This is a genomic window from uncultured Vibrio sp., assembly GCF_947488985.1.
In the GTDB taxonomy this organism is placed as follows: Bacteria; Pseudomonadota; Gammaproteobacteria; order Enterobacterales; family Vibrionaceae; genus Vibrio.
In genome coordinates, this window is sequence record NZ_CANLBV010000112.1 from 1 (window position 1) to 11,421 (window position 11,421).

General features: G+C 46.1%; 11 protein-coding genes and 2 pseudogenes. 4 read left to right on the forward strand and 9 right to left on the reverse strand.

Annotated features, from left to right (window positions below):
* Positions 1 to 82 precede the first annotated feature (82 nt).
* Positions 83 to 484 carry an NUDIX domain-containing protein gene (locus Q1A70_RS17375; RefSeq protein ID WP_299694553.1) on the reverse strand — a complete coding sequence of 134 codons (402 nt, stop codon included), beginning with the start codon at positions 482 to 484 and terminating at the stop codon, positions 83 to 85.
* A gap of 143 nt (positions 485 to 627) precedes the next feature.
* Entirely contained in the window at positions 628 to 882 is a 255-nt protein-coding gene (locus Q1A70_RS17380) for a DUF3297 family protein (protein WP_029223190.1), read from the reverse strand.
* 284 nt (positions 883 to 1,166) lie between these two features.
* On the opposite strand from Q1A70_RS17380, the gene Q1A70_RS17385 reads away from it, so the two are divergent.
* From Q1A70_RS17385 to Q1A70_RS17400, 4 genes and pseudogenes are all read left to right on the forward strand, one after another.
* The gene (locus Q1A70_RS17385) at positions 1,167 to 1,589 is read left to right on the forward strand and encodes a universal stress protein (RefSeq protein ID WP_299694525.1); all 423 of its coding nucleotides are present in this window, start codon (positions 1,167 to 1,169) and stop codon (positions 1,587 to 1,589) included.
* Between the two features lie 179 nt (positions 1,590 to 1,768).
* Positions 1,769 to 2,344 (forward strand): deoxyribodipyrimidine photo-lyase, encoded by a 576-nt coding sequence (locus Q1A70_RS17390; RefSeq protein ID WP_299694529.1) that lies wholly within the window; start codon positions 1,769 to 1,771, stop codon positions 2,342 to 2,344.
* Positions 2,345 to 2,378: 34 nt separating this feature from the next.
* Positions 2,379 to 2,576: pseudogene (locus Q1A70_RS17395) on the forward strand (cryptochrome/photolyase family protein); the annotation flags it as partial.
* Positions 2,576 to 3,316 carry an SDR family oxidoreductase gene (locus tag Q1A70_RS17400; protein WP_299694532.1) on the forward strand — a complete coding sequence of 247 codons (741 nt, stop codon included), beginning with the start codon at positions 2,576 to 2,578 and terminating at the stop codon, positions 3,314 to 3,316. The pseudogene Q1A70_RS17395 and the gene Q1A70_RS17400, both read left to right, overlap by 1 nt.
* Before the next feature lie 39 nt (positions 3,317 to 3,355).
* On the opposite strand, the gene Q1A70_RS17405 is transcribed toward Q1A70_RS17400, so the two are convergent.
* The 7 genes and pseudogenes from Q1A70_RS17405 to Q1A70_RS17435 form a co-directional block, all read right to left on the reverse strand.
* Positions 3,356 to 4,240 carry a PA4780 family RIO1-like protein kinase gene (locus Q1A70_RS17405; protein ID WP_299694535.1) on the reverse strand — a complete coding sequence of 295 codons (885 nt, stop codon included), beginning with the start codon at positions 4,238 to 4,240 and terminating at the stop codon, positions 3,356 to 3,358.
* A gap of 172 nt (positions 4,241 to 4,412) precedes the next feature.
* Entirely contained in the window at positions 4,413 to 4,547 is a 135-nt protein-coding gene (locus tag Q1A70_RS17410; RefSeq protein WP_299694538.1) for a DUF2256 domain-containing protein, read from the reverse strand.
* 191 nt (positions 4,548 to 4,738) lie between these two features.
* Positions 4,739 to 8,455 (reverse strand): SbcC/MukB-like Walker B domain-containing protein, encoded by a 3,717-nt coding sequence (locus Q1A70_RS17415; protein WP_299694541.1) that lies wholly within the window; start codon positions 8,453 to 8,455, stop codon positions 4,739 to 4,741.
* Between the two features lie 5 nt (positions 8,456 to 8,460).
* Entirely contained in the window at positions 8,461 to 9,714 is a 1,254-nt protein-coding gene (gene sbcD, locus Q1A70_RS17420; RefSeq protein WP_299694544.1) for an exonuclease subunit SbcD, read from the reverse strand.
* A 267-nt stretch (positions 9,715 to 9,981) separates the two neighbouring features.
* Positions 9,982 to 10,074 (reverse strand): annotated as a pseudogene (locus Q1A70_RS17425) (VOC family protein); the annotation flags it as partial.
* A 96-nt stretch (positions 10,075 to 10,170) separates the two neighbouring features.
* Positions 10,171 to 10,767: a LysE/ArgO family amino acid transporter gene (locus Q1A70_RS17430; protein WP_299694547.1), complete on the reverse strand. Its 597-nt coding sequence runs from the start codon at positions 10,765 to 10,767 to the stop codon at positions 10,171 to 10,173.
* 63 nt (positions 10,768 to 10,830) lie between these two features.
* Positions 10,831 to 11,292, reverse strand: coding sequence for a GNAT family N-acetyltransferase (locus tag Q1A70_RS17435; protein ID WP_299694550.1), 462 nt, complete (start codon positions 11,290 to 11,292; stop codon positions 10,831 to 10,833).
* Between the last annotated feature and the right edge of the window lie 129 nt (positions 11,293 to 11,421).

The window sequence follows — 11,421 nt, forward strand, 5'->3', positions numbered from 1 at the left end:
TCGCTGGCATTCATGTTGATGTGGCTACCGATGTATTGTTGAACGCGAAATGTACAGCAAAGATCAACACGCCCTAGGAACCTTAAGCCAAATACTGATTCGCTTCTAACCAATCTAGCGCGACCAGTGCCGCCAATGAGCATACCGCTCTGTCGTCACCATCGACAAACTTAAGCTCTTCAATTTCAGCATCAGCAGACAGTTCGCCCGTATAATCGCCAAGGTAACAAGTCAATTGCACCGATACGCCCTCGGCTTTGCCATCCGCTTGCCCGGTAAAGGTTTCAACGTATTTGATCGAATCAGGCACTAAATCTACTGAGAGCTCTTCTTTGATTTCGCGAATCAATGCTTGCTCATCGCTTTCTCCAGCTTCGCGCTTACCGCCCGGCAGATAGAAGAGTTCTTTGCCTTTTGATCTCACCATCAACAGCTTGCCATCTTGAATGAATAACCACGCTAGCTTATCAATTACCTTAACCATGTTGTTGACCTTATCTCTATTTTTATTTTGCTCAGCCCCTTGATTAGGCGGAGGCTTACCGCTAATCAAAAAGGGCATAGATTTCTCTAGACCCTTTTAACTGCTATATTTGTTCACTCTATTTTGTGAGTGACACGAAGCGATTAGTCTTCGATGTAGAAAGCTTCTACCGTGCCTTTAAGAGTAATAAGCATAGGCTGACCAAAACGATCTAGCGCTTTTGGAGAAGGGATCTTAACCCAACCTTCGCTGATGCAGTACTCTTCAACATCAGTACGCTCTTTACCATTAAGACGAATGCCGATTGGGTATTCGAAACACTCAGCTACGTGGTGTGGGCTGCGTGGGTTGCCTGCTAGGTGATCTGGTAAAGCTGGTCTTGAATTAGTATCGCTCATGTTCATTACCTGTATGTACGTAAATATAAAAAGTGCGTCATTTTAGTCAATATAGTCTTTATGCTCAACAACTGCCGCAATAAATCGTGTTGATCGTTTCAATCAACAACGAGTTGTATGAATTAACAGCGATATCAGCACCATCGCAAACCAAATTCGGCGGATTTACACATCAATTTCATAATTATTCCCTGAAATCGTGCGCAATATGAGATCTCATCTATACCATTTGTACCGACAAAAACTATGCTTATGATAGCAACTCACAACAAGAGGCTTTAATTATGGAATACAGACATATTTTGGTCGCAATTGAACTGGCTGAAGAGTCAAAGGCACTTATTGATAGGGCAAACTTCTTCGCTGATAAGCTAGACGCTCATATTTCGTTTGTGTATATCGACGTATCGCATGGGGAGATCTACCCAGAGATTTATGATATTCAACAGCAGCATGACCACTTACCGATCAATGACAAAGCGCTCGAGCAGTTGAGAGAGTTTGAAGCTTATACCGACCATCCTATCAAACATATTTTTGCAGGTACTGGTGATTTAGATGACAAAATCAATGAGGTAATTAACACCAATGGTATTGACCTGTTGCTGTGTGGTCACCACCATGATTTTTGGCATAAACTTATCTCTCAAACGAAACAAATTATCGATGCGTCTCCGATTGATATTTTAGTGGTTCCAATGGAGTAACCAGAGCTTAAACGATATTAGGGGCAGATTTCAGCACTGCCCTACATCCCCACTACCACACACACTTCTACAACCCTTTTTGACTTCATTCACTATTGACTGACTAACTAGGCCATTTGTGATCTCGCTCGCCTATAAGCCCGTAATTGTTTAATTATGAAAAATAGCGAGTGTAGAAAATGAAAAATATTGGTCTCTATCTTTTTACAAACGACTTAAGAATCAATGACAACCCATTATTGCAACACGCTCGAAACAGCGTAGACAAACTCATTTGTGTGGTTTTCGAGCCAAAACTCTCTCAATTTTCAGCGCGATTCGCTCAAGAGCAACACTTTGGTGAGCATAGACAAGCATTCATTGCCCAGTCGATTGCGGATCTCGAAGCAAACCTATCGGCACTTGGGCAGCAGCTCATTGTGATTTCAAACACTCCCATAGAATCAGACAACACAGAGCAACGATTAGCTGAGATAGTATGCTCACAGAACATCACGCATTTTTTCGCTCATTCACATTGCAGCTATGACGAAAGGCTCCTAATCGATTTGTTCTCGAAACGCCATCCCGCTCTCAACATTTTATTAGCGCACCACACTACCCTGTTTGAAAAAAACGATCTGCCATTTGGACTCACCGACCTTCCGCGCTCGTTTACTCAATTCAGAATGCGAGTCGAGCAATTATCTATCGATGTGAAAACAAGTGCTATAGAGTGCCTCTCTCCCGTTCCTGCAACTTCAACTTCAACTTAAACTTCAACTGCGCGAGACTTATCTAATACCATAGATAAAAGAACGCAGCGGCGAGCAATCTTGCCCGTTCAATAGTTTGTACTGGCGCTTTATGAACCTGCATCGCGATGCGTTAAACCGTAACCCACGTATGGGTATGTTATATCGCACTTGGGACAATATGGACGAGCAAGACCAACAAGCGATACTTGATACCGCAGAGCAGCGAATGAAAAACTTGGAGAACTTATAATGGTGGAGCAATTCAGATTACACATATTGGTAGTCGGTGGGAGCGGCGGTATTGGTTTCGCTGTCGTTAAACACTTATTATCTGAGCTGTCTCGGTTTGATTTTCTTGATATACATGTAGACGCGACTTACCACTCTCAGCCGCCGGAACTCGAAAACAGTCACTTGAATTGGCACGAAGTCGACGCCACCAACGAAGCTGATATTAAGCGTTTGAGTTGTGAATTTGACCAACTTGACTGGTTGATAAACTGCGTGGGTATACTCCACACTCCAGATCTTGGGCCTGAAAAGAACTTATCGTCCATTGACCCTGAGTTTTTCCTGAAAAATATCTCTGTGAATACGCTACCCAGCTTATTACTGGCAAAGCACTTCACACCGATTCTGAAAGCAAGCGACAATCCAAAATTTGCCGTGGTGTCAGCTAAGGTAGGTAGCATTTCAGATAACCGATTAGGCGGTTGGTACAGCTATCGCTCGTCGAAAGCAGCCCTCAACATGTTCATCAAAACCATGTCGATTGAGTGGCAGCGCACCATAAAGAAAGGTACGGTGTTAGCGTTGCATCCGGGTACAACCGACACGGCTCTATCAAAGCCATTTCAAGCCAATGTCCCTGAAGGCAAGTTGTTTAAGTCTGACTATGTTGCCCAACAACTGGTGGACATCATTCGCACGGCCACACCGGATAATAGCGGGCACTTTTACGCATATGATGGTGAACAGCTAAATTGGTAATGGCTGATTTTAACTAAAGATCAAAACCGATGATGACAATTACTCAGCCCAATTGTATTTGCTGTCGTCAACGCCTTCTTTTTCTTCTTTAGCGCGTTCGCGTCGGTTCTGCTCTTCAATTCGCGCAGCGTCTATCTCTTGCATGATGGCTTCGATATCAGCCAAATCGTCTGTTTCCGTAAACTCGCCGGTTAGCTTGCTGTCTGGCTTTAAGTCGCCTTTTTCGTAAAGTGCCCACATTTCTTTGGCATACTCGGTGTTCGCCAACTCAGGAGCAAACTGCGCGTAATAATCACGAATGTTATTGATATCACGAGCCAACATCCATTCAGCATTGTTGTTCGCCGAAGCATCAACCGCTTGCGGTAAGTCGATAATCACTGGGCCGTATTCATCAACCAGTACGTTGAACTCAGACAAGTCACCATGGATCAAACCCACGCACAGCATTTTAGCAACGTAGGTCATCATCACTGCGTGATCTTCAACCGCTTGCTCTGGCGACATCACCACATCGTTAAGCCTTGGCGCGACATAGCCGTCGTCATCCGTCACCAACTCCATAAGTAATACACCGTCGAAACAGCCATAAGGCACGGGAACACGAACCCCCGCTTCGGCCAATTTATATAAGGCATCGACCTCAGCACTTTGCCAAACCTTTTCTTGCTGCTCACGACCAAAGCCCGAGCCTTTCTCCATTGCCCGAGCACGACGGCTATTGCGAACTTTTCGACCTTCGCGATAGGCGGTCGCCTTTTTAAAGCTGCGTTGGCTGATCTCTTTATAGACCTTAGCGCAACGGATGGTATCGCCGCAGCGTACAATGTACACCGACGCTTCTTTGCCACTCATGAGTTGGCTTGTCACTTCGTCGACTAAACCATCGTCAACTAAAGGCTGTATTCTTTTAGGTATTTTCATGCCGCCTTTATACATGAGTTGTCTGACAGATAGAAATATTAACGTGAGAGATGAATAACAAAGCGATTAAAGGCTCATCAAAATGAACATAAAGGATGAAAATATCAGGGTTAGCGGGCTTGGTTCATAAAGAGATTCATTGAGAATGAATTACTATTCGAGCGTATGAAGCCTAGGATTTGTTACGACGACAACGTTCAGAGCAATAGATCACATCATCCCAACAACGTTGCCACTTTTTACGCCAGGCGAAAGTTTTTTGGCAAACCGGACATGTTTTAGTCGGTAAATGGAGTTTCTTGTGCATCGCCGTTTCCTTTTTGATGAGTCTAAACGCCCTAGAGATTCTCTATTACGTTCCTCACTTTAGGGGATGACAACAGTGGTAATTTCGAAGCAAAGGCTAACAGCCCCACAACTCCGTCATCCTCGAGAAGGAGAACTGACTGAGTCGGGGATCTGCTAAATCTATTCTGCAATCATAAATATGGCTAAAACCTAAGCGACAACCTTGTACTGCTGCTCCATTTCACTGACACCAAGACCTGCGTGTTTTGTCACTTTAAGCTGCACGGGCACTCGCTCTTTCAGTGCTTCGACGTGGCTGATCACGCCAATCATCTTGCCTGAAGCATTGAGGTTATCGAGCGCGTTAAGAGCGATATCCAAGGTATCGCTATCTAGCGTACCGAAGCCTTCGTCCAAGAACAGAGAATCAATACTGGTCTTGTAGCTCACCAGATCAGAAAGCGCTAATGCCAATGCCAAGCTCACTAAGAAGCTTTCACCGCCGGACAGAGTCTTGGTATCACGCATCACATCGCCCTGCCACGTATCGAGCACTTGCAGCTCTAAGCCATCGTCCGCTTTGCGTTTCAGTTCATAGCGACCATGCAGCCGCTGTAGCTGTTTGTTCGCCAAATAGACTAAGTTTTCCAGTGTTAAGCCTTGAGCAAACTTACGGAACTTGTCGCCGTTCTTAGAACCAATCAGCGAGTTTAGACGAGAAATGTCATCGAACTCGACTTGTTGCTCGTCAATTTGCTTGAACAGATCTTGTTGGTTGCTGCGGTTCTGGTTATCGGTTTCAAGATTGGCCGAAATCGCGCCGATCTTTGTCGCATGACTTTGCTGTGCGCTCTGGCATTCCGTTGTCGCAAGCTCCACCTGCTGTTGGTCTTGCTCTTGCCATTTTTGCGCGTTGGCGTGGTTTTGCAATTCCACCTGCGTCGCTTTAGCGGTGTTCAAACGAGCCTGGGCACTGACTATCGCTTCGTCTAAAGACTTCTTCAGGCTTTGCAGCTGAGTTCTAATCTCTTCATCCAACAACGCCGCTACAAAATCGGTTTCACCTTCGAATGGACTGATTTTCAGCGCTTCTTGCCAAGCATTAATGGCTTGAGTATGACTTGATTGATTGCTGACCAGCGCTTCAGAAAAGCTAGTGTGTTTGGTTTGTTCAGTTCGATATTCAAGTTCACAGCGGTTAAACACCAACTGCGCGTCATCAAACGCGCTAACCGCTTCAGTGACTTTTTGCTTCATCGCATTGCTGGTGGTTTGAATATCTTGGTCACCAAACAACTCCGATCTGTCACCGGTAATGCGAGTAAGCTCTGACACTAGAGACTCACTCTCTTGCGTCAAAGTTGCAAGCTCTTTTTCTGCGCTGCTGAGCTTGTCATCCAAGCTTTTCAGTTCAGCATTTTGCGTGATCAGCTGCTTCTCAATATCGGCTTGTAGCTGCTGAGTCTGCTGCCATCGGTTTGATGCTTGTGACTTCTCTGTAAACCAATCATCAATATGTTCAAGTTCAGGTGCTTCGATAGCGGTTTGAACAATACTCGCTTTCAAATCGTTCCATTGCTGCTCTTTTGCTTGAGCTATCTGGATCACTTGTTCATTTATGCTGTGATTTTGCTTATTGAGATCGGCTAAGCGCTGCTTAGCTAACTCTAAATTAGACTGCACTTTATCGGCTTCGACACTCGCAGACAGGCGCTGTTTTTCAGCTTCAGCAAAAAACGCTTTGGCATCAACCAACGCTTTTAGCTGCTGAATGGTGTGATTTAATTGCTGCTCACACTGCTCGGTGAAATAAACTACTGCCGCTTCGTTGCCTAAATCGTTGTTCGTTAGCAGCGCTAATTCCGGATCTGCATCATCGAAGCCTGTTAAGCTCTGTTGTAGCTTGCCGATCACGCCTTGCCAGTTAAGTTGCGCTTGCTGAATGTCCGCTTGCGCTCGCTGAATATCGTCACTCAGCCCAGTAATGATGGGAGCAAGAGAATCTAACTGCTGACGATGATCTTGGCCTTCTTTTTTAATGGCTGCTAACTCAAGCTTTTCGCGTTTTTCCTGAGCGGCGAGATCGGTAACATCTTGGGATTGCTCAATCACATGCTCGGTTGATCCACACAGCGGGCACTCAGCTCCCGATTCTAAGGTCGTACGATACTTCGCTAATTCACCCTCTTGTGCAATCAAACGGCTTAATCGCTCAAGTGAGGTCTCTTTCTCTTTGTATCGCTCTACCAGCACTTCACGCTCTTTCGAAAGCTTGTCACGCAGCTCCGTATTCGTTTGATGCGTTTGTTTTTTTGCGTGCTGTTGTTGCTGGGCATTTAGGAAGCTACGGTTTATCTCAAGTAATGAGTGCGAATTACGATTCCAAAACTCCAACCGATCTTTTTGCGCGAGCAGCCCTTGTTCACTGGTCGCGCCTTGCAAGGTTTGCCACTGCTGCTGCGCGTGAGTTTCAGCCACCACAAATTCCGCTAAGGTTTTGTCTTGTGATGCCTTTGCGTCTTGAACCGTTTTGATGATCGATTGCTGCGCATCAACGGCCGCTGCGGCTTGCTGCGCTGAGTTCAACTGCTCTGAATGCTGACGCTCTAAGGTGCGAACCTGCTCAACTTTGGCCTGCCACTGACCTAAGTGTTTTTCTAACTGTTGGTCAGCTTGATGGTTATTTAGGTACTCAGCGCTGAGTTGTTGCTGTTGTTTTAGCTCATCAACTTTTTTAACCAAAACGACCTGTTGATTGATCTGCTGCGTGCGCTGCTCATTGAGTGTATTCACCGCATTAACGGCCGCAGTTTGTTTGTCTTTGAGCACTGCAATGTGGTTATCTAACGGGCGAACCTGCTCGATGATCTTCTCTTGATCTTGCTGTTCGGCTTTTACCTGTTCGACAATCGCACTGCGTTGAGAAAGCTTGCTCTGCGCGTCTTTTTTTTCTGCATCGCGAGCGGCAAGTAGCTTAGTGCTGTTGTCTAAGCTAGCTTGAGTGCTCATAACCTCTTGTTGGCAGCGCTTTAAATCCTTATGAGCTGGACGTAACTTCTCCGCTGGTTCACTGTTGGCCAAACGCTCTAGTGAAGATTGGTTGCGGTCTAACTCATCTTGCGCGGTTTTAAGATCCTGCTCACTGGCAACAAGCGTGTGTTCAGCTTTGGTAATGTCTTTCCACCAGCTGAGATGGGCTTGCCACTCTTTTAACTGCTCGGCTAAGCGCTTTTGCTCAGCTTCTAACGTTTCTCGCTCAGTGGTTAGCGCTTGGATTTGTTCTTCCGAGAGTAAACTCACGCCTTCTGCTTTCGCTTTGAGATGATTAAGCGACGTTTCACTCGACTTAAAGTGATCGTAGATGCGCTCTGAGATCAGGCTATACACTTCGGTACCCGTCAGCTCTTCCAGTAACTCCGCACGGTCGTTGGCATTGGCATTAAGGAACGCCGCAAACTCACCCTGAGACAGCATGATCGATTTAGTAAATCGTGAGAAATCGAGCCCCGTGACCTGCTCCACCAACCTGATCTTCTTGGTGAGCATGGTCTCTAACACTTTATCTGTGTCTGCATCGGCGAATTCACAGGTCGGTGTTTGCAGTGCGCCATCGTGTTTGCCACGTGCGCGCTTTTGGTGGAAGTTAGAGCGGTACGTTTTACCTTGTACTTCAAATTCAAGCTCAGCAAAGCACTCGCCAGTGCCGCGCGTCATCAATTCATTATTACCTTTGGCAATGCTTTTCAAACGCGGTGTGCGATGGAAAAGTGCCAAGCAAATCGCATCAAGAATGGTGGTTTTACCCGCTCCAGTTGGGCCAGTAATCGCAAACAGACCGTTTTCCGCAAATGGCGATTGGGTAAAATCGAGCTTCCAACGCCCTTTCAAAGAGTTCAGGTTTTCAAACTCTAGGCTTAAAATCTTCATACGGGTTACTCTTCTACTTTATTTGACGCTTGAGTGCTTTCAGACACTTCGACCATCACTTGTTTAAACTTCACCGTCATGCGCTCTAAACGCGCCTTTTCAGATTCCGTCTCAAACTCTTCGAGCGCAATACGCTTGCTGAACACATCCATAGGGCTCAGCTCAGACAGCGTTTCTGCCGACTCTTGCTCTAACGATTGATTACGGCGCTCTCTTGCTCGGCGCAGTTGAAGCACCTCCACATTTAAGTCTTCGGTCAGTGCGCGCATACGCTCTTGTAGATCCGATAAGTAGTCTTGCGCTTGTACCTCTATCGATAGCCACACGCTTTGCTCATTATCTAGTCCGCTGTACTGATTCAGCTGCGATTCAATTTCGCTCAAGTCGCCTTTGATTTCAGCGAGGGGTTGGAAGGTTGGCACGGGCAGTTGAGAAATGCTGCGATCGCCTGCAACAAACTCAACCACACATACCTGCTTCTGAGATTTAAGTTCATCAAAGCTTAGTGGGATTGGCGAGCCGCAGTAACGAATGTATTCACGCTTTGCCACCACTTGTGGGCGGTGGATATGGCCCAGTGCGATGTAGTCGGCATCAGGGAAGCCATCGGCGGCAAAGCCATCGAGGTTACCGACGTAGATATCGCGCACTGAATCCGATTGTTGAACGCCCATCGCCGTTAAGTGACCAGTGGCGATGATCGGCATCTGTTCGCTGTTTACAAACGTCGCACGTTTTTCTACTGCGGCATCATAAACACCTTGGTAGTGCTGTTTGATGGCATCCCCGAGCTGCTTTTGACGCTCCACGCCAGTGACTCCCGCTTGGCTGGTCAATACATCGCGCGGGCGAATAAAGGGAATGGCACACACCAAAGCTTCTACATCACCACTTTTTCCTGTGAGTTCGACAACCTGAGTAGCATGATCTTGATTGGTATTGGGGATCACGTCAGCACCCATGTGTTTGAGGATCTGTTGCGTCTCTTTAAGCACCGAGACGGAATCGTGGTTTCCACCCAATAGCACCAATTGGCAGCCTATCTTATTTGCGTCGACCACAAACTGGTTATACATCTCACGAGCGTAACTTGGTGGCGTACTGGTATCGAAAATATCGCCAGCAACAATGATTGCGTCGATGTTGTGCTCTGTCACTTGCTCAAGTAGCCACTGCAAAAACCGTTGGTGTTCATTCTTACGGCTTTTATTGTAGAAGTTTTGGCCAAGGTGCCAATCGGAGGTGTGAAGGATCTTCATTGCTGCTCACTGGATATCGGTAATAGCTGTAATTTACCAAAATACCTATCAACTACCAATGGCTTAGCATCATTGCCTGTGACAAGCGTGTGAAAATCAGCTTATCAGTCATTTTTCATACAGACTCACCAAGCTTAGCTCTTGGTACATTAAAGCTCGTAGCACAAAAAAGCTCCTAGCACAAAAAAACGCTCTGGCTGAGAGCGCTTTGCACGACACAAGATCAATGGGTGGTTATTGATTAGGGCGATTGAGTTGCAGTAAATCTCACTTTGTATCGTACAAATCTTGGAATACCACCACCGTGCCATACGCTTCGGCTCGTGGCTCCTCGTCGAACACAACACCATTGGCTTTTATCTCGAACAAAATTCAACCACGAAAGGTCAACACGCCCTAGTTTAAAAAGTGGAAAGATTTTTGACACGCGCCTTCATACCGCATCAATGCCTCTACTCAGACAATCAGCGATATCGCAATCGAGGTCATGATCACACCGACAATAAATTCAAGCACCTTCCATGATATCGGCTTTTTAAACAATGGCGTTAAGAAGCGCGCCCCATAACCCAAAGAGAAGAAGAACACGAACGATGCGGTGACAGCACCCGCGCCAAACAGCAACTGATTCGGCTGATATTGGGTGGAGATTGAGCCCAATAACACCACAGTATCGAGATAAACATGGGGGTTTAACCAAGTAAACGCCAAACACATAAGTACCGATTTAAACAAAGAAGTGTTGGCGTGATTATCAGCCTGTAAGGCGTGCGTTGCAGTGAAGGCAGAGCGAAAACTCAAAAATGCATACCCTACCAAGAAGATCGCCCCACCATAGCGCGCAAAGAGTTCGATTTGTGGAAATTGCTTAACCAACGCGCCAAAGCCCATGACACCGAAACTGATTAATAACGCATCTGAAATCGCACATACCGCGCACACAGCCAGTACGTGTTGATTCTTCAAGCCCTGTTTAAGAACAAAGGCGTTCTGGGAGCCAATCGCTAAGATTAATGATAAGCCGAGCGAAAAACCGGCAAAATAAGTCGACATGTTAATGACCTTAAGGGGGTTATATAGGCAGCGAATTAGGGTGAATCGTCATGAATTTCAGTATCATGAATTTAAGGGCAGCGTCATGAATTGACTATTGGGATCTAGGCTATAGTCGGCAAAAGGTTCGCAATAGCCGAACCCAAACTTCTGATACAGACTACGTGCGGGTTTAAAATAATCTTCTGATCCTGTCTCTAAGCTGATACGTTGATAGTTGCGATGTTTCGCGATATCGATGACATGCTTCAATAACTGGCTAGCAACCCCTGAATTTCGCGCAAACTGATAGGTTCTCATCGACTTGAGCTCTGCGTGTTGGCTATCGAGCTCTTTAATGGCCACACAGCCGAGTAATTGGCTGTCTTGCCAAGCGCTGAAAAAGGTGACCTGTGGTGACTTTAACCCTTCAATATCGAGCGCATGCACGCTTTCCGGTGGGGATGTCGCGTACATATCGGCCAGGTGCTCTTCCAGCAACCCAAGCACTGCACCGCCCGATAAATCATCAATTATAATATCCATAACGCCTTCATGATCCTTAATAAATATCTAATTCCGTTTGACTGTGTAGATGTATACCCGTGATCATTGAAGGTGCTTGATTTTTAGTAAAATCAGGATCATGCTACGAACTATGATAATTACACTGAC

What these genes read in the sequence shown, in the direction of transcription:
- Q1A70_RS17375 (WP_299694553.1), bottom strand. Translation starts at nt 484, where the DNA reads ATGGTTAAGGTAATTGATAAGCTAGCGTGGTTATTCATTCAAGATGGC.
- Q1A70_RS17380 (WP_029223190.1), bottom strand. Translation starts at nt 882, where the DNA reads ATGAGCGATACTAATTCAAGACCAGCTTTACCAGATCACCTAGCAGGC.
- Q1A70_RS17385 (WP_299694525.1), top strand. Translation starts at nt 1,167, where the DNA reads ATGGAATACAGACATATTTTGGTCGCAATTGAACTGGCTGAAGAGTCA.
- Q1A70_RS17390 (WP_299694529.1), top strand. Translation starts at nt 1,769, where the DNA reads ATGAAAAATATTGGTCTCTATCTTTTTACAAACGACTTAAGAATCAAT.
- Q1A70_RS17400 (WP_299694532.1), top strand. Translation starts at nt 2,576, where the DNA reads ATGGTGGAGCAATTCAGATTACACATATTGGTAGTCGGTGGGAGCGGC.
- Q1A70_RS17405 (WP_299694535.1), bottom strand. Translation starts at nt 4,240, where the DNA reads ATGAAAATACCTAAAAGAATACAGCCTTTAGTTGACGATGGTTTAGTC.
- Q1A70_RS17410 (WP_299694538.1), bottom strand. Translation starts at nt 4,547, where the DNA reads ATGCACAAGAAACTCCATTTACCGACTAAAACATGTCCGGTTTGCCAA.
- Q1A70_RS17415 (WP_299694541.1), bottom strand. Translation starts at nt 8,455, where the DNA reads ATGAAGATTTTAAGCCTAGAGTTTGAAAACCTGAACTCTTTGAAAGGG.
- sbcD (WP_299694544.1), bottom strand. Translation starts at nt 9,714, where the DNA reads ATGAAGATCCTTCACACCTCCGATTGGCACCTTGGCCAAAACTTCTAC.
- Q1A70_RS17430 (WP_299694547.1), bottom strand. Translation starts at nt 10,767, where the DNA reads ATGTCGACTTATTTTGCCGGTTTTTCGCTCGGCTTATCATTAATCTTA.
- Q1A70_RS17435 (WP_299694550.1), bottom strand. Translation starts at nt 11,292, where the DNA reads ATGGATATTATAATTGATGATTTATCGGGCGGTGCAGTGCTTGGGTTG.